Annotated in this window: 17 protein-coding genes and 1 riboswitch; of the genes, 8 read left to right on the plus strand and 9 right to left on the minus strand. The window is 72.2% G+C overall.

The features are described 5' to 3' along the window. Nucleotides 1-4 precede the first annotated feature (4 nt). The 4 genes from K3554_RS01610 to K3554_RS01625 all read left to right on the plus strand — a co-directional run bounded on the left by K3554_RS01610 (nt 5) and on the right by K3554_RS01625 (nt 4,734). On the plus strand, nt 5-1,801 hold the full coding sequence (locus K3554_RS01610) for an adenine deaminase (protein WP_259942708.1): 1,797 nt from the start codon (nt 5-7) through the stop codon (nt 1,799-1,801). Then, complete coding sequence (locus K3554_RS01615) at nt 1,798-3,285, plus strand: AMP nucleosidase (protein ID WP_259942709.1); 1,488 nt, start codon at nt 1,798-1,800, stop codon at nt 3,283-3,285. The genes K3554_RS01610 and K3554_RS01615 overlap by 4 nt, the downstream gene beginning before the upstream one ends. Before the next feature lie 116 nt (nt 3,286-3,401). After that, nucleotides 3,402-3,692, plus strand: coding sequence for an HU family DNA-binding protein (locus K3554_RS01620; RefSeq protein WP_259942711.1), 291 nt, complete (start codon nt 3,402-3,404; stop codon nt 3,690-3,692). Between the two features lie 139 nt (nt 3,693-3,831). Then, the gene (locus K3554_RS01625) at nt 3,832-4,734 is read left to right on the plus strand and encodes a DMT family transporter (RefSeq protein ID WP_259942713.1); all 903 of its coding nucleotides are present in this window, start codon (nt 3,832-3,834) and stop codon (nt 4,732-4,734) included. 140 nt (nt 4,735-4,874) lie between these two features. Here the strand turns inward: K3554_RS01625 and K3554_RS01630 are convergent, their stop codons facing one another. Next, nucleotides 4,875-5,948, minus strand: coding sequence for a hypothetical protein (locus tag K3554_RS01630; protein ID WP_259942715.1), 1,074 nt, complete (start codon nt 5,946-5,948; stop codon nt 4,875-4,877). Between the two features lie 69 nt (nt 5,949-6,017). Between K3554_RS01630 and uvsE the strand changes: the two genes are divergently transcribed. After that, nucleotides 6,018-7,019: a UV DNA damage repair endonuclease UvsE gene (gene uvsE, locus K3554_RS01635; RefSeq protein WP_259942717.1), complete on the plus strand. Its 1,002-nt coding sequence runs from the start codon at nt 6,018-6,020 to the stop codon at nt 7,017-7,019. Nucleotides 7,020-7,379: 360 nt separating this feature from the next. On the opposite strand, the gene aroC is transcribed toward uvsE, so the two are convergent. Then, a complete protein-coding gene (aroC, locus tag K3554_RS01640) occupies nt 7,380-8,480 on the minus strand; it encodes a chorismate synthase (RefSeq protein WP_259942719.1) in 1,101 nt (366 codons plus the stop codon). 74 nt (nt 8,481-8,554) lie between these two features. Then, a complete protein-coding gene (locus K3554_RS01645) occupies nt 8,555-9,145 on the minus strand; it encodes a VOC family protein (RefSeq protein ID WP_259942722.1) in 591 nt (196 codons plus the stop codon). Between the two features lie 110 nt (nt 9,146-9,255). Further along, nucleotides 9,256-9,355: riboswitch (TPP riboswitch) on the plus strand. A 30-nt stretch (nt 9,356-9,385) separates the two neighbouring features. On the opposite strand from K3554_RS01645, the gene K3554_RS01650 reads away from it, so the two are divergent. The 3 genes from K3554_RS01650 to K3554_RS01660 are packed head-to-tail and all read left to right on the plus strand — an operon-like array spanning nt 9,386 to nt 12,553. After that, the gene (locus tag K3554_RS01650) at nt 9,386-10,357 is read left to right on the plus strand and encodes a thiamine ABC transporter substrate binding subunit (RefSeq protein ID WP_259942724.1); all 972 of its coding nucleotides are present in this window, start codon (nt 9,386-9,388) and stop codon (nt 10,355-10,357) included. A gap of 50 nt (nt 10,358-10,407) precedes the next feature. Continuing rightward, nucleotides 10,408-11,865 carry a thiamine/thiamine pyrophosphate ABC transporter permease ThiP gene (locus K3554_RS01655; RefSeq protein ID WP_259942726.1) on the plus strand — a complete coding sequence of 486 codons (1,458 nt, stop codon included), beginning with the start codon at nt 10,408-10,410 and terminating at the stop codon, nt 11,863-11,865. Further along, nucleotides 11,858-12,553, plus strand: coding sequence for an ATP-binding cassette domain-containing protein (locus K3554_RS01660; protein WP_259945733.1), 696 nt, complete (start codon nt 11,858-11,860; stop codon nt 12,551-12,553). Before K3554_RS01655 ends, K3554_RS01660 begins: the two co-directional genes overlap by 8 nt. Nucleotides 12,554-12,599: 46 nt before the next feature. Here K3554_RS01660 and K3554_RS01665 read toward each other — a convergent pair whose 3' ends face one another. From K3554_RS01665 to K3554_RS01690, 6 genes are all read right to left on the minus strand, one after another. Further along, nucleotides 12,600-13,394 carry a cytochrome c1 gene (locus K3554_RS01665; protein ID WP_259942728.1) on the minus strand — a complete coding sequence of 265 codons (795 nt, stop codon included), beginning with the start codon at nt 13,392-13,394 and terminating at the stop codon, nt 12,600-12,602. Between the two features lie 8 nt (nt 13,395-13,402). After that, nucleotides 13,403-14,776: a cytochrome b N-terminal domain-containing protein gene (locus tag K3554_RS01670; protein WP_259942729.1), complete on the minus strand. Its 1,374-nt coding sequence runs from the start codon at nt 14,774-14,776 to the stop codon at nt 13,403-13,405. Between the two features lie 12 nt (nt 14,777-14,788). Continuing rightward, nucleotides 14,789-15,391, minus strand: coding sequence for a ubiquinol-cytochrome c reductase iron-sulfur subunit (gene petA / locus K3554_RS01675; RefSeq protein WP_259942731.1), 603 nt, complete (start codon nt 15,389-15,391; stop codon nt 14,789-14,791). A 123-nt stretch (nt 15,392-15,514) separates the two neighbouring features. Then, nucleotides 15,515-16,354, minus strand: a complete 840-nt coding sequence (locus K3554_RS01680) for an EamA family transporter (RefSeq protein WP_259942733.1) — start codon at nt 16,352-16,354, stop codon at nt 15,515-15,517. Beyond that, nucleotides 16,351-16,767, minus strand: coding sequence for a GNAT family N-acetyltransferase (locus K3554_RS01685; protein ID WP_259942734.1), 417 nt, complete (start codon nt 16,765-16,767; stop codon nt 16,351-16,353). Before K3554_RS01685 ends, K3554_RS01680 begins: the two co-directional genes overlap by 4 nt. Then, entirely contained in the window at nt 16,764-17,360 is a 597-nt protein-coding gene (locus K3554_RS01690) for a glutathione S-transferase family protein (protein WP_259942736.1), read from the minus strand. Before K3554_RS01690 ends, K3554_RS01685 begins: the two co-directional genes overlap by 4 nt. Nucleotides 17,361-17,367 lie beyond the last annotated feature (7 nt).

Consider the following 17,367-nt stretch of genomic DNA (forward strand, 5'->3'; position numbering starts at 1 on the left):
CGCCATGACGCCCGAGACCCTTCCCTCCTGGCCCGACTGCGCCGCCGACCTCGTCGCCGTGGCCGCCGGACGCTGCCCCGCCGACACCGTGATCCGGGGCGCCCGCGTGGCGCTCGTGCAGACCCGCGAGGTCGTGGAGTGGGAGGTGGCCATCGCCCGCGGCCGCTTCGCCTACGTCGGCCCCGACGCCGCGCACTGCATCGGCGAGGGCACCGAGGTGATCGACGCCGGCGGGCGCCTCTTGGTCCCCGGCCTTGTGGACGCGCACATGCACGTGGAATCGGGCATGCTGATCCCGGCCGAGTTCGCCGCCGCCGTGATCCCCCACGGCACGACGGCGATGTTCACCGACCCCCACGAGATCGCCAACGTGCTCGGCCTGCGCGGCGTGCGCCTGATGCACGACGAGGCGCGCGGCCTGCCCTGCTCGATGTTCGTGCAGATGCCCTCCTGCGCGCCCTCGGCGCCGGGGCTGGAGACCACGGGCCACGAGCTGGGCCCCGAGGACGTGGCCGAGGCGATGGGCTGGCCCGGCGTCATAGGCCTCGGCGAGATGATGAACTTCCCCGGCGTGGTGGCGGGCGACCCGAAGATGCTGGCCGAGATGGCCGCCACTGCCCGTGCCGGCAAGACCATCGGCGGGCACTACGCCTCGCCCGACCTCGGGCCGGCGTTCCACGCCTACGCCGCCGGCGGCCCCGCCGACGACCACGAGGGCACATGCGAGGACGACGCCGTGGCGCGGGTGCGGCAGGGCATGCGCTCCATGATGCGCCTCGGCTCGGCGTGGTACGACGTGGAGCGGCAGATCACCGCCGTCACCGAGCGCGGCCTCGATCCGCGCGGCTTCGTGCTGTGCACCGACGACTGCCATTCGGGCACGCTGGTGAACGACGGCCACATGGACCGCGTGCTGCGCCACGCGATCCAGTGCGGCTGCGACCCCCTCGTGGCGCTGCAGATGTGCACCATCAACGCCGCCGAGCACTTCGGGCTGGCCCGCGAGATCGGCGCCATCGCGCCGGGGCGCCGGGCCGACTGCGTGCTCACGGCCTCGCTCGAGGACTTCCGCGCCGAGCGGGTCATCGCCATGGGCCGTACCGTGGCCGAGGACGGGCGGCTCGTGGCGCCCTGCCCCCACGGCGACTGGCCCGAGGATGCGCGCGCGACCGTGAATCTGGGCAAGCGCCTCGCCGCCGCGGACTTCGCCGTCCCAGCCCCCGAAGGCGCGACCACGGTGCGCGCGAACGTCATCGGCGTGGTCGAGAACCAAGCGCCCACGAAGGCCCTCCAGCGCAACCTGCCGGTGCGCGGCGGGCTGGTGGAGCCCGAGGGCGCCGTCTGCCGCATCGCGCTGGTGGAGCGCCACCGCGGCACCGGCGGCGTGGTCAACGCCTTCGTGGAGGGCTTCGGCTACCGGGGCGCGATGGCGCTGGCCTCCACCGTGGCCCACGACAGCCACCACATGATCGTGGTGGGCACCGACCCCGAGATGATGGCCGCCGCGGCCAACCGCCTCGGCGAGGTGGGGGGCGGCGCCACGCTCTGGGCGGACGGCGCCGAGCGCGCCCTCGTGCCCCTGCCCGTCGCGGGCCTCATGTCCGACCGCCCCGCCGCCGAGGTCGCCGCCGCCGCCGACGCGCTGGGCGCGGCGATGCGCGCCGCGGGCTGCGCGCTCAACAACGCCTTCATGCAGCACTCGCTGCTGGCGCTCGTCGTGATCCCCGAGCTTCGCATCAGCGACCTCGGCCTCGTGGACGTGCGCCGCTTCCAGATCACCGACCTTCTCGAGACCCCATGACCGACAAGCGCTTCATGCCCATCTGCGCGCCCGACTCGCGCGAGCACACCGCCCACACCGACGCCGCCGAGGCGGTGGCGGCGCTGCAGGCGCTCTACGCCGAGGCCACGGGCTTCCTGCGCGAGCACTTCCAGCGCGCCGTGACCGAGGGCATGCCCGACTGCCGCTACCGCGCCTTCTACCCCGAGATCCGCATCGTCACCGCCTCGTTCGGACGCGCCGACTCGCGCCTCAGCTTCGGCCACGTGGCCGAGCCGGGGCACTACGCCGCCACGATCACGCGGCCCGACCTGTTCGAGGGCTACCTCACCCAGCAGGTAGACCTGCTGATCCGCTCTCACGACGTGCCGGTGCAAGTGGGCTGGTCGCGCACCCCGATCCCGATCCACTTCGCGGTGCTGAGCGACACCGCCCTCGAGGTGCCGCAGGACGGGGTGCTGCCCTTCCTGATGCGCGACGTGTTCGACGTGCCGGACCTCGAGTCCACCAACGACGACATCGTCAACGGCACCGGCTTCCACTACGAGGACGGCGCCCGGCCCCTGGCCCCCTTCACGGCGCAGCGCGTGGACTACTCGCTGGCGCGGCTGGCGCACTACACCGCCACCGACCCGGCGCACTTCCAGAACCACGTCCTGTTCACGAACTACCAGTTCTACATCGACGAGTTCATCGCCTACGCCCGCGAGGCGCTGCGCGACCCCGCGTCGGGCTACGACGCGCTGGTCGGGCCGATGAACCAGGTCGTCACCGCCGAGGACCCCGACGCGCCGATCGTGGAGCCGGCGAAGATGCCGCAGATGCCCACCTATCACCTGTCGCGGCGGGGCCAGCAGGGCATCACCCTGGTCAACATCGGCGTCGGCCCCTCGAACGCCAAGACGGCTACCGACCACATCGCAGTGCTGCGCCCCCACGTCTGGCTGATGGTCGGGCACTGCGCGGGCCTGCGGAACTCGCAGTCCCTGGGCGACTTCGTGCTGGCCCACGCCTACCTGCGCGAGGACCATGTGCTCGACGACGACCTGCCGGTCTGGGTGCCGATCCCGGCGCTGGCCGAGGTGCAGGTCTCGCTGGAGCAGGCCGTGGCCGAGGTCACGCAGCTGGAAGGCTACGAGCTCAAGCGGATCATGCGCACCGGCACCGTGGCCACCATCGACAACCGCAACTGGGAATTGCGCGAGCACTCCGGCCCGGTGCAGCGCCTGAGCCAGTCGCGCGCCGTGGGGCTCGACATGGAGTCGGCCACCATCGCCGCCAACGGCTTCCGCTTCCGGGTGCCCTACGGCACGCTGCTCTGCGTCTCCGACAAGCCGCTGCACGGCGAGCTGAAGCTCCCGGGCATGGCCAGCGAGTTCTACAAGACGCAGGTGGCGCGCCATCTGCTGATCGGCGTGCGCGCCATGGAGCGCCTCCGGGAGATGCCGCTGGAGCGTTTGCACAGCCGAAAGCTGCGCAGTTTCGAGGAAACCGCCTTCCTGTGATGCAAAATGCCCACGATTCGCAGCATTTTGCGACAAGATCGCGTGTTGTGGTGCCTCGGAAGCCCGGAGTAGGGTTTCCTGAAGAAATCGTTAGATTCCTCCGGAGGGAAAGCCGAATGGCGCAGAAACCGTTGACCAAGACGCAGCTCGTCGCCGCGCTGGCCGAGAAGATGGACAGCGACAAGAAGCAGGCGACCGCGGCACTCGAGGCGCTGACCGACGTGATCACCGAAGAGGTGTCGAACGGCGGTGCCGTGACGCTGCCCGGCGTCGGCAAGATCGCCTGCCGCGAGCGCCCCGAGCGCATGGTGCGCAACCCGGCCACCGGCGAGCAGTTCAAGAAGGAAGCCGACAAGGTGGTGAAGATGACCATCGCCAAGGCCCTGAAGGACAGCGTCAACAGCTGATCCCGCCCCGCGGGACGCGAAGGGGCCGCGCCATGCGCGGCCCCTTTCTTCGTGCGCCCGCCCCGGCACGCGATCCGCGCATGGCCGCGTCCCGCCGCGGGGCCTTGCCTCCCGACGCGCGATCCGGCCCAAGGGACGCATGGATCTCCGCGCCCTTGTCCTCGGCCTCCTGTTCGCGCTCATGTGGTCGTCGGCCTTCACCTCGGCGCGCATCATCGTGGCCGAGGCCCCGCCGATCCTGTCGCTCGCCCTGCGCTTCGCCATCTCGGGAGCCCTAGGCGTCCTGATCGCCCTCGCCATCGGCGAGCGGATGCGCCTGACGCGGGGCCAGTGGCGCGCGGTGGTCGTGTTCGGGATATGCCAGAACGCGCTCTACCTCGGGCTCAACTTCGTGGCGATGCAGTGGATCGAGGCCTCGCTGGCCGCCATCGTCGCCTCGACGCTCCCGCTCCTCGTCGCCCTCGCCAACTGGGTGCTGTTCTCAGAGCGCACGCGGCTCCTCGGCGTCGCGGGCCTGCTCGCGGGCACGGTGGGCGTGCTCCTGATCCTCGGCACGCGTCTGGAAGGCGGGGCCGACCCGCTGGGCCTCGCCTTGTGTATCCTCGGCGTCGTCGCCCTCACGGCGGCCACGCTCGCCGTCCGCGGCGCGTCGGGGGGCGGCAACCTCCTGATGGTGGTGGGCCTGCAGATGCTGGTGGGGGCGCTGGCGCTCCTGCCCGTGGGGCTGGCGACGGAAGTGTGGGACGTGACGTGGACGCCGACGCTTGTGGCGGCGCTGGCCTACACGACGCTGGTGCCGGGGTTGCTGGCCACGTGGATCTGGTTCCGGCTGGTGGCCCGCATCGGCGCGACGCCGGCGGCCACGTTCCACTTCCTCAACCCGTTCTTCGGCGTGGTGATCGCGGCCCTCCTCCTCGGCGAGCGCATGGGGCCGGTGGACGCGGTGGGCGTGGCAGTGATTGCGGGAGGCATCCTGGCGGTGCAGGTCTCGCGGATGGGCGCGCGGGGGGCGGCGGTGACCGGAGCCACGCCCCGGCCCTGAGCCGGGGCGTGGCTCCGGGTGCAGCGGGCGACGCGGTCGCTGAGGGAGCGGGCGGCCGGCACGCCTTCCGCTCCACCATCCAGAACAGCGTCGATGGCACCCCGAGGCCCCGGCGCGAGGCCGGGGCGGGGCATCGCCCCCTACGCCCGCATCTCCGGCCCGAAGCCCAGGTCCTCGACCAGCGCGTTCCACGCCTCCGGTCCCAGCGTCCCGCCCGCCGCGCGCCGGTGACCGTTGCCGTAGAGCAGCGGATCGGCGCCCTCGGGACGGTGCCGGCGCAGGAACGCCACGAGGTCAGCGTCCCCCCGCGCGCGCCCCGACATCGCCACCTGCCCCGGCAGGTACCCGAAGTTGGCTGCCAGCACGAAGTCGGCCTTGAGCCGCCCGACCCAGCTCTGTGCCACCACCGGATGCACCTGGCAGGGGCTGTCGATCCGGACCATCGCCACGGTGCCGCCGTAGCGCGACCCGAAACGGGGCGGCTGGCGGCGGGCCTCGGCGAGCGCGGCCTTCACCTCCTCGCGGGCCGCCTGGCACGCCTCCAGCCCCTCGTGGCGGCCCGAGAGGGCGTCGGCGGGATCGTCCGCCGCCAGGAGGAGGCGCAGCGCCGGCGTCCCGTCGCCCGAGGCCGAGCGGCGGGGCGCGTTCACCAGCGTGGTCAGCTCGCGCAGCTTGCCCGCGCCGAAGCGCTTCTTGGCGAGCGGGATGGCGTCGAACGGAGCCTTGTCGCCCAGATCCCCGATCAGCCCCACGGCGGCGAGCCACAGGAGGTCGTCGGCCTCGCCCAAGCCTTGCGCGCACCACCACGCCAAGAGCGACGAGGAGGGCGTGGGGTCCAGTCCGTAGCCGTGGACCACGCAGGCGCCCTCGGGCGTCCCCGTGGGCACGTGGTGGTCGACCACGGCCATGCGGGAATGAAGCACGCGGCCCCGCATCCCGAGGTCCGAGACCACGAGGCCCGGCGCCTTCGCCTCGGCCACCTCGGCGGCGGTGGCATCCGACCAGGCGTTGCGCCCGCGGCCCACCAGCCGCACGTCCGGCATGGCCCCGCGCCGTGCGAAGGCCCGCGCCAGCAGCGCGCCCGAGGATAGGCCGTCGGCGTCGTCGTGGCTCAGGATCAGCGGCGGGCCGTCCAGCCCGTCGGCGAAGGCGCGGAAGCGGGCGCGGGCGGCGTCGATCCATTCGTCGTCGAGGGGGCGGGAGGCATCGGTCATGGGCGGGCAACGCCGGGCCCGCGGGAAGGTTCGCGTGGAACGGCACGGCGCCCCGCCCGTTGCCCCCCCATGATCCACGACACCCCCCTCCGCCTCGGCATCCCGGTCAAGGTCCTCGGCCGCCCCGACCTCAAGTCCAACGACACCCGGCGGTGGCAGAACGCGCCGCACCTCCATGTCTCGCTGGACTACGTCGACCAGATCCTCGACCACTGCGCGAAGCTCGGCGTGCGCATGTACCGCATGAGCTCCGACCTCGCGCCTTACGCCACGCATCCCGACATGCCGCAGTTCCACGGCATGGTGGAGGAGAGCGCCGAGCGGCTGGCGGAAGTGGGAGCGAAGGCCCGCGCGCTCGACGTGCGGCTGTCGTTCCACCCCTCGCAGTTCGTGCTGCTGAACGCGCCCGACGACGGGCTGGTGGACCGCTCCATCAACGATCTGCTGTCCCAGTCGCGGATGCTCGATCTCATGGGGATGGGCCCCGAGGCGGTGGTCGTGACCCACGTGGGCGGCGTCTACGAGGACCGCGCCGCCTCGCGCGAGCGCTGGGTCCGCAACTGGGACCGCTGCCCCGAGCCGGTTCGGCGCCGTCTGGTGCTGGAGAACGACGACCTGCGCTTCTCGGCCGCCGACACTTTGTGGATCAGCGAGCGCACCGGCGTGCGGCTGATCTTCGACCACCAGCACTTCTGGTGCCTGCACGAGCCCGACGCCGACCTCGTCGAGACCTTCGCCGCCTGCCTCGCCACGTGGCCCGAGGGCGAGCGGCCCAAGATGCATTTCTCCTCCCCCCGCACCGAGATGCGCACCATCGAGCGCAAGGACCGCAAGACGGGCAAGAAGGTCGCCGGGCAGGCGCCCCCGATCTGGACCGGCCACGCCGACTTCGTGCAGCCCTTCGAGTTCATCCGCTTCATGCGCGATGCCGCGCACCTCGAGTTCGACGTGATGCTGGAGGCCAAGCGCAAGGACGAGGCGCTGCTGAGGCTTCGGACGGACCTCGCGCGCTATGCGCCGGACGTGGCCGCGCGGTTCGGGATCGAAGCGGCGGTGCGGGAGAGCGCGTGAGGGGGCGGGCCACGCCCCGAACCCGATCCGGGGCCTCCGGCGGCCGTTGGTGATGCCGCTGCGGAGCGAAGCACCCGTTGCGGGCAGAGGCCCCGGCTCAAGGCCGGGGCGCATACGTTTGAGCCTCGTCACGCCCCGGACCCGATCCGGGGCCTCCGTCCGCCATTGACGCTTCCACTGCGGAGCGAAGCGCCCGTTGCACGCAGAGGCCCCGGCTCAAGGCCGGGGCGGGCCGTTCCCGATTTCACGCCCCGGACTTGATCCGGGGCCTCCGGCGGCCGTTGGCGCCTCCGTCACGGAGCGAAGCGCGCACGGCCACCGGAGGCCCCGGCGCAAGGCCGGGGCGAAGCGCGCCACCCCCTACCCGATCTGCCCCCGCACGCCGCCCGTCTGGCCGCGGTCCAGGAGCAGGTGATCGAGCAGCACGCAGGCCATCATCGCCTCGGCCACGGGCACGGCGCGGATGCCGACGCAAGGATCGTGGCGGCCCTTGGTGACCAGCGTGGTGTCCTCGCCGGACTTGGTGACGGTCCGCCGCTCGGAGAGGATCGAGGAGGTCGGCTTCACCGCGAAGCGCACCACCACGTCCTGCCCGGTGGAGATGCCGCCCAGGATGCCGCCCGCGTGGTTCGAGGAATACTCCGGCCCGTCCGGCCCCATCGCGATCTCGTCGGCGTTGTCGCGCCCCGTGAGGCGCGCGGCGTGCATCCCCTCTCCGATCTCGACGCCCTTCACGGCGTTGATCGACATCATCGCCGCCGCCAGATCGGTGTCGAGCTTGGCGTAGACCGGCGCGCCGAGGCCGGGGGGCACGCCGCGCGCGGTGCACTCCACGATGGCGCCGACCGAGTTGTGGTCGTCCCGGCGGAGCCAGTCGAGGTGGTCCGCGAAGGCCTTGGCCGCCTCGGCATCGGGGCACCAGAAGTCGTTGCGCCCGATCTCGTCCCAGTCGAAGCGCGCGGGGTCGACGTCGAGCGGGCCCATCGCGGTCATGTAGCCGGTGATCCGCAAGGAGGGCGCCAGCTCGGCCAGCGCGGCCCGCGCGATGCCCCCCGCCGCCACGCGCGCCGCCGTCTCGCGCGCCGAGGAGCGGCCGCCGCCCCGGTAGTCGCGGATGCCGTACTTCTGCCAGTAGGTGATGTCGGCGTGGCCGGGGCGGAACTTCTCGGCGATCTCGCCATAGTCCTTGGACCGCTGGTCGGTGTTGCGGATGGTCAGCTGGATCGGCGTGCCGGTCGTACGCCCCTCGAAGACCCCCGACAGGATCTCGACGGCGTCCGGCTCCTTGCGCTGCGTGGTGTGCTTGGACTGCCCCGGCTTGCGGCGGTCGAGCCAGTGCTGGAGCGCGGCCTCGTCCACGGGGATGCCCGGCGGGCAGCCGTCCACGGTGGCGCCGAGCGCGGGGCCGTGGCTCTCGCCCCAGGTGGTGACGCGGAACAGGTGTCCGAAGCTGTTGAACATGGGGCGCGGTCCTCCGGGGGCGGGGGTAGCCAGCCCCCGCCCCGCGCGCAAGGCGCCCGCCGCCGGCGGCCCGGTCAGGCCTTGCCGTAGGGGTCCTTCGGCCCGCGGTCCTCGCTCAGCGAGCGGCGGTTCCGCCGCGACAGGCGCACGATGGCCTCCGCCAGATGCGCGTCGGCGATGTGGTCGTCGCCGGCGTCCACGCGAATCCCGTGGGCCTCGAACAGCACGTCGGCGTGGGTCGCGCCCTCGGGCGGCTCGAAGCGGTAGCTGGCCAGCTCGATCAGGAGCCCCAGCGGGTCCTTGAAGTAGATCGAGTTCATGAACCCCCGGTCCTTCTCGCCGGAGTTGCCGATGCCCCGCGCCTCGAGCTTCTCCTTCAGCCCCCAGTAGGTGGACTGGCTGACCGCGAAGGCGATGTGGTGGACGCAGCCCGCACCCGTGGGGGTGCGGGAATGCTCCTGCCCGCGCGCCTCGCTGGTGAAGATCGTGATCATCCGCCCGTCGCCGGGATCGAAGTAGAGGTGCCCCTGGTCGGGGTCGTCGAGGTTGGGCTGCTCGAACACGAAGGGCATGCCGAGCACGCCCTCCCAGAAGTCGATCGTGGCCTGCCGCCCCGCCCCCATCAGCGTGATGTGGTGCAAGCCTTGCGTCTGTAGGATGTCCATCGGTGCGTCCTCCTCTCCGCCCACACATAGAAGCGCGGGCACACTCCGGCGAGCACGGGGTCGGTGCACCGGTGCACGGCTGGACTGCGCCCGCCGCGCGCGCTAGGTCCCGTGTCACCTCGGGGAGCCCGTCACGGGCTGAGACGCGCAAGCGGACCCGTCGAACCTGAACCGGTTAGGACCGGCGGAGGGAAGGTAGCGCACGCTCCCCGACTCCCGCCCGTCGCCATGGAGCTTGCTATGAAGACCGCCATTGCCACGGGACTGACGCTGATCGCCACCTCGGCTTCCGCCGAGACGCTCACCGTCTATGCCCCTGACTACTTCGCCTCCGAGTGGGGCCCCGGCCCCGCCATCGCCGAGGCCTTCGCCGCCGAGACCGGCGCGACGCTTGAATACGTCACCGGCGACCTCCTGCCCCGCCTGCGGCTGGAAGGGGACGCCACCGAAGCCGACGTGGTGATCGGGCTGGCCACCGACACCATGCAGGCCGCCCGCGAGACCGGCCTCTTCGCGCCCCACGGCGTGGACCTCTCGGGCCTGACGCTCCCGGTCGAGTGGACCGACGACACCTTCCTGCCCTTCAACTGGAGCCACACCGCCTTCGTCTACGACACGACGAAGCTGGATGCCGCGCCCGAGAGCTTCGAGGCGCTGCGGAACGCCCCCGACGATCTGCGGATCGTGGTGCAGGACCCCCGCGCGTCCGTCTCGGGCTTAGCCTTGGGCCTTTGGATCGACGAGGTGTTCGGCGACGAGGCGGAGGCGGTCTGGGCCGATCTGGCGGACAACATCGTGACCGTCACCAAGGGCTGGTCCGAGGCCTACGGCATGTTCACGGAAGGCGAGGCCGACATGGTGCTCAGCTTCACCACCTCGCCAGCCTACCACATCATCGCGGAAGGCGACGACACCAAGCGCGCCGCGATCTTCCCCGAAGGGCACTACGTGATGGTGGAGACCGCCGCGCAGGTGGCCGGCACCGACCAGCCGGAGCTGGCGCAGCGGTTCATGGACTTCGTGCTGTCCCCTGCCTTCCAGCGCATCATCCCCGAAGGCAACTGGTCGTTCCCCGCCGCCCAGGCGGGCGACCTGCCCGAAGGGTTCGAGCAGCTCGACCTGCCGGAGACGGCCCTCCTCCTCACGCCCGAGGAAGCCGAGGCGCGCCGCGCCGCGGTGGTGGCCGCCTTCGAGGCGGGGCTCGGCCGCTGACGGGAGCGCGCCTCGGCGCGGCGGCGGCGCTCGCGCTCGTCGCCGCCCTCGTGCTGCCGCTCCTCGCCGTGGCGTGGCGCGCCGAGGATTGGGGCGGCCTGCGCGCTTCGGACTGGGGCGCCCTGCGCTTCACGCTCTGGCAGGCCGCCCTGTCGGCGGCGCTGTCGGTGGCGCTGGCCGTGCCGGTCGCCCGCGCCCTCGCCCGCCGCGCCTTTCCGGGGCGCGGCGCGGTGGTGCTGCTTCTCGGCGCGCCCTTCATCCTGCCCACCATCGTCGCAGTGCTGGGGCTGGTCGCCGTGTTCGGCCGCTCGGGCTGGCTGGGGGCCCTGGGGGTGGAGGCCGACATCTACGGCGCCCACGGGGTGATCCTGGCGCATGTGTTCTTCAACATGCCCCTCGCCGTGCGCCTCCTCCTCCAGGGCTGGAGCGCGATCCCCGGCGAGCGCCTGCGCCTCGCCGCCTCGCTGGGCTTCCGCGCCCGCGACACGTTCCGCCTGCTGGAGTGGCCGATGCTGCGCGCCGTCGCGCCCGGCGTCTTCCTGGTGATCTTCCTGATCTGCACCACGTCCTTCGCCGTGGCCCTCGCCCTCGGCGGTGGCCCGCGCTCCACCACCGTGGAGCTGGCCATCTACGAGGCGTTCCGCTTCGACTTCGACCTCGGCCGCGCGGCCCTGCTCGCGGCTCTCCAGCTCGCCATCGGCGTGGCGGCCGCCATCCTGACCCTGCGCGTGGCGTTGCCGTCCGGTTTCGGCGCGGGGCTGGACCGCACCGTGCCGCGCTGGGACTCGGGCGGCTGGCTGCGCTGGCAGGACGCGGGCGCGGTGGCCCTCGCCCTCCTGTTCCTCCTCGCCCCCATGCTCGCCGTGCTGGCCGAGGGCGCGCTGTATTTACACGCCCTGCCCGCCTCGGTCTGGTGGGCCGCGCTGCGCAGCCTGCTGATCGCCCTCGTCGCCGCCGTGCTGACCGCTGCTCTCGCCCTGCCCATGGCCCTCGCCGTGGCGCGGGGGCGGGCCTGGGTGGAGGTGGTGGGCACGCTCGCCGTCACCGCCTCGCCGCTGGTGCTGGGGGTGGGTCTCTACGTGCTGATCCTGCCCCTGGCGAACCCCGTGAGGCTGGCCCTGCCCGTGACGGCGGCCGTCAACGTGCTCCTGTCCGTCCCCTCCGCCCTGCGCGCCCTCGTGCCGGCGGTGCGCGACCTGGATGCGGGCTACGGGCGCCTCTCGGCCTCGCTGGGGCTCCGTGGCTGGACGTGGCTGCGCCTCGTGGCCCTGCCGCGCCTGCGCCGCCCGCTGGGCTACGCCATGGGACTGGCGGCGGCGCTGGCGGCGGGCGACCTCGGGGTCATCGCCCTCTTCGCGCGGCCGGGGGACGCGACGCTGCCCCTCGCGCTCTACCAGTTGATGGGGAGCTACCGCATGGGCGAGGCCAAGGCCGCCGCCCTGATCCTCGTGGCCCTGTCGCTGGGCCTCTTCTGGCTGTTCGAGAGGGGGGGCCGTGCCCGTGCTTGAGTTCGACCGCGTCGCTGTCACCCTCGGCGCCTTCCGGCTGGAGGCGGATACCGCCATTCCCGCGGGCGGCATCACCGCGCTGATGGGCGCCAGCGGGTCGGGCAAGTCCACGATCCTCTCGCTCGCGGCGGGCTTCCTCGCCCCGGACCGCGGGGTGGTGCGCATCGCGGGACGCGACGTGACCGCCCTGCCGCCGGGCGAGCGGCCCGTGTCGATCCTGTTCCAGGAGGGCAACCTCTTCCCGCACTTGACGGTCGAACGGAACGTCGGCCTCGGGGTCCGCCCCGACCTGCGCCTCTCGGCCGAGGAGCGGGCGCGGCGCGACGCGGTTCTGGCGCGGGTCGGGCTGGAGGGCATGGGCGCGCGCCTGCCGCGCGACCTGTCGGGCGGGCAGCGTAGCCGCACGGCGCTGGCGCGGGCGCTGCTGCGGCACCGCCCCTGGCTGCTTCTGGACGAGGCGTTCTCGGCCCTCGGGCCGGCGCTGCGGGGCGAGATGCTGGATCTGGTGCGCGACACCGCGGCGGCCGAGGGCGTCTCGGTGCTGTTGGTGACCCACGACCCCGAGGACGCGCGGCGCGTGGCGGACCGGCTGGCGCTGGTGGCGGAGGGGCGGCTGATGGCGCCGGTGCCGATCACCGAGGCCTTCGCGGCCCCCTCGCCGGAACTGCGCGCCTACCTCGGAACGTGACGGGGGCGCCCGAAGGCGCCCCCGAAGCCTTGCGGCTGGCGGAGCATCAGCCCTCGCCGTCGCTCCGGCGGCCCTTCACGGACGCCCAGATGCGCTTGTTGGTGAGGTAGAGCAGCACCGACAGGACGCCGAGCATGATGAAGGCCACGAGGCCCATCTGCTTACGCGCGGCGAGCTTGGGCTCGGCGGTCCACATCAGGAAGGCGGCCACGTCCTGCGAGGCACTCTCGATGTCGGCGGGGGCGCCGTCGTCGAAGGCCACGTCGTCGCCGTAGAGGGGCGGCGCCATGGAGATCCAGCCGCCCGGGAAGGCGGTGTTCTCGTAGAGCGTGGTGCCCGCCACCGTCTGCTCCTCGCCGGTGTAGGAGACGAGGAGCGAGGCGATGTACTCGGCGCCGCCCATGCCGTTCACGAGCTGGTTGAGGCCGAGGTTGTAGGGCCCGTGGAAGCCCGCGCGCGCCTTGGCCATCAGCGTCAGGTCGGGCGCGTTGACCGCGTTGTTCTCGGGGAACTGGTCGGGCAGCGAGGCGGTGCGGAAGTCGTCGATCTCGGGATCGAAGACCTCGAACAGGGTGGCGTACTCCTTGGCCTGCTCCTCGGTGAAGCCCACGCCGTTGCCGTCCGCGAGGTTGCGGAAGGCGACGTACTTGATGCCGTGGCAGGCCGAGCAGACCTCGGTGTAGACCTTCAGGCCCCGCTGGAGCTGGAGCTGGTCGTAGGTGCCGAACGGACCCTCGAAGGGGAAGTCGAAGTCGATGATGTGCCCCTCGCCCCCGGCGGCCAGCGCCGCCGAAGGTGCGAGGACGAGGGCCGCGAGGGCCGACTTGATGGTACGGAGCATGGTCGTCCTCATTCCGCGGGCGTGGCCGACTTCTCGCCGGGCAGGCGCATTCCCGTGCCGGGCGAGCCGCCGTCTTTGTCGGGGCCGTAGTGCTCCGCGAAGTCCTGCTCGATGGTGAGCGGGCGCGGCAGCGGCTTCTCGATCACGCCGAGCAGTGGCAGGATCACCAGGAAGTAGGCGAACCAGTACACGGCGGCGATCAGCGAGAAGGTGGCCCAGGGCTCGGCGGCCGGCATGGAGCCGAGCCACATCAGCGCGAAGAAGTCGACGACCAGCAGCCAGAACCACCACTTGAACATCGGCCGGTAGCGGCCCGAACGCACCGACGAGGTGTCGAGCCAGGGCGCGAAGGCCATGATCGCGATGGCGCCGAACATCGCCAGCACGCCGAAGAACTTGGCGTCCACGATGCCGCCGGTGATCCACGACGAGAACTGCACGATCCACACGTCGGCGGTGAAGGCGCGCAGGATCGCGTAGAACGGCAGGAAGTACCATTCGGGCACGATGTGCGCCGGCGTCGCCAGCGGGTTGGCCTCGATGTAGTTGTCGGGGTGGCCCAAGTAGTTGGGCATGAAGCCGACGATTGCGAAGAACACCAGGAGGATCACGGCCAGCGCGAACAGGTCCTTGATGATGAAGTAGGGCCAGAACGGCAGGGTGTCGGCCTTGGCCTCGGCCTTCGACGTGCGCCGCACCTCGACCCCCGAGGGGTTCGAGTTGCCGGTCGAGTGGAACGACCAGATCTTCATGATGACGAGCCCCAGGATCAGGAACGGCATCAGGTAGTGCAGCGAGAAGAAGCGGTTCAGCGTGGCGTTGTCGACCGCGGGCCCGCCCAGCAGCCAGGTCTGGATCGGCTCGCCGATGAAGGGGATTGCGCCGAAGAGGCCGGTGATCACCGTGGCGCCCCAGAACGACATCTGCCCCCAGGGCAGCACGTAGCCCATGAACGCGGTGCCCATCATCAGCAGGTAGATGACGATGCCCAGGATCCACGTGATCTCGCGCGGGGCCTTGTAGGAGCCGTAGTAGAGGTTGCGGAAGATGTGCGCGTAGACGGCGACGAAGAACAGCGAGGCGCCGTTGGCGTGGATGTAGCGAAGCGCCCAGCCGCCGTTCACGTTGCGCATGATGTGCTCGACGGAGGCGAAGGCGAAGTCCACGTGGGGCGTGTAGTGCATGACCAGGATGATCCCGGTCACGATCTGCAGCACCAGCGTGAAGGTGAGGATGATGCCCCAGATCCACATCCAGTTCAGGTTCTTGGGCGTGGGGATCATCAGCGTGTCGTAGAGCAGCGACAGGATCGGGAGCCGCTTCTCGACCCACTTCTCGCCCTTCGTGGAGGGCTCGTAGTGGTCGTGGGGAATGCCTGACATGGGGCTCTCTCCTTAGCCGAGCTTGATGACGGTGTCGCTGGTGAACGCGGCCACCGGCACCGGAAGGTTGGTGGGCGCGGGCCCGCGGCGGATGCGGCCGGCCGCGTCGTAGTGCGAGCCGTGGCAGGGGCAGAACCAGCCGCCGAAGTCGCCGGCGCCGTCGCCGAGGGGCACGCAGCCGAGGTGCGTGCACACGCCCATCATCACGAGCCACTCGCCGCCCGCGACGGCGTCCTCGGCCACCTCGACGCCCGGGGGCGTGAGGGTCCGGTTGGCGTCGATCGCAGGCGCGGCGCCGTCGAGGTTGGCGTTCTGCGCCAGCGGGTCGGGCAGCTCCGCCGGGTCCACCGCGGCGGCCTCGGCGATCTCCTCCTCGGTGCGGCGGCGGATGAACACGGGCTTGCCCAGCCACTTCACGGTGAGCTGCGTGCCCGGCTCGAGGCCCGACACGTCCACGTCGATCGACGACAGCGCCACCACGTCCGCCGACGGGTTCATCTGGTTCACGAGCGGCCAGATCGCCGCCCCGGCGACCACGATCCCCGCGCCTGCGGTGGCGTAGTAGAGGAAATCGCGGCGGGTGGCGGAGGAATGGTGGTCTTCAGCGTGCGACACGGCGCTCTCCGGGATGCGTGCGGTTCGTGGTGCGCGGGAACGGGCCCCGCGCGGCATTGCAGGGCATATAGACCCAGAGGCACGCGATGTGCCAGCGGGCAATCGTCGCACCCGGGCCGCGGATCAGCGCGCCAGCCGCATCGCCGCAACACCCCCGAGCGTCACGAGCACGGCGGCGATGCGCGCCGTCTCCACCCGCTCGCGCAGGACCACCGCCCCGATCAGCACCGCGAACACGATCGAGGTCTCGCGCAGTGCCGTCACCAGCGCCAGCGGGGCCTCGGTGAACGCCCAGACCACGATGGCGTAGGCCGCGAAGCTGGCCCAGCCGCCGCCCCAGAACGCCGCCGGGACGCGCACCGGAAGGCGCAGGACCAGGCCGGGGCGGCGCCACTCGGTGAAGATCGCGAAGGGCACGGCGCCGAGCACGGCGATCCAGCCGAAGAAGGCCACCGGCGAGCCCGACAGGCGCGCGCCGGTGCCGTCGGCGAGGCTGTAGGCGGCGATGAACCCGCCCGTACCCAGCGCGGCCCAGACCGCGCGGGGATTCGCCCGCCCCGCCCGCGCGAGGCCGACCCCGAGGATGCCGGCGGCGATCAGCCCCACGGCCAGCCATTCCGCGCCCGACAACGTCGCGCCCAGCGCCCCCACCGAGACCGCGGCGACGATCAGGGGCGCCGACCCGCGGGCCAGCGGGTAGACCTGGCTGAGGTCGCCCAGGCGGTAGGCCACCAACAGGAAGCACTGGTAGCCGAAGTGCAGCAGCACCCCGAGTGCGATCCACGGCCACGACGCGGGCGCGGGCGCCGGCAGCAGCGCGACCGCCAGCAGCCCCGGCACCGCGTGGCCGATCGCCATGCCGGCCATGCCGGCGAGCTTGTCGTCGCCCCCCTTCACCACCGCGTTCCACCCCGCATGAAGCAGCGCGGCCAGGAGGACGGCGAGGAAGACGCCGGGGCTCACGGGGCACGGCGCATGGTACGGTGCGGAATCCCGGCGTCCATGTAGGGCGCGCCCTCGGCGCGGAAGCCCTGGGCCTCGTAAAACGCCACGGCGCTCTCCTGCGCCGAAAGTACGACGGCGCGGAGCCCCCCGGCCTGCGCCTCGGCCACGGCCGCATCCATCAGCGCCCGCCCGTGGCCGCGCCCGCGTGCGTCCGCCAGCGTTGCGACGCGGCCCACGTGCATCTCGCCGTCCGTCACCTTCGAGCGCAGCGTCGCCACCGCGCGCCCGTCCGCCTCGCGCAGGAGCCAGTGCGCGCAGCCGCCGTCGGTGCCGTCCAGCTCGTCGGCCTCGGGCACGCCCTGCTCCTCCACGAAGACGCGCCAGCGGATCGCCAGCGCCTCGGGCGGGGGGGCATCGAAGCGCTCGATCACGGGGCGGTGGCCGCCATCGCCTCGCGCGCCGCGAACCGCTTCTCCCACGCCGCGAGCGCGTCCCGCCCCTCGCGCCAGTTCCGGTCGCCGTGGCGCAGGTCGAGGTAGCCCAGCGCGCAGCCCACCGCGACCTGCCCCATGTGGAGCGGCCCCTCCAGCAGCGGCATGGAGCGCGATTCCATGGCATCGAGCGAGCGCGCGATCTTCGTCCATTGGGCCTCGAACCACTCGGGCCACCAGAGGTCTTCGGGGCGCAGGCGCTTCTCGTAGGTGATCGTGATGGCCGCCTCCATCACCGCGTGGGCGTTGGCCTCCAGCGCCAGCACGTCCCACAGGCGCGCGTCCGGGTAGAGGCCGGCCCCCGCGCGGTGGTCGAGGAAGCGGCAGATCACGCGGCTGTCGTAGAGCGTCGGCTCGTCGTCCTGCACCAGCGCGGGAATCTTGCCCGAGGGGTTGGCCGCGTTCAGCGCCGGCTCGCCGCCCAGGGGCGAGGCGCTCACGTCGCGCACCTCCACGTCCGCCTGCCCGGTCTCCAAGAGGACCACGCGGCAGGTGCGTGCGAAGGGCGAGGCGGGGGAGCTCAGAAGCTGCATGTCGGGT

The sequence above is a fragment of the Jannaschia sp. W003 genome (assembly GCF_025144335.1).
GTDB lineage: Bacteria > Pseudomonadota > Alphaproteobacteria > Rhodobacterales > Rhodobacteraceae > Jannaschia.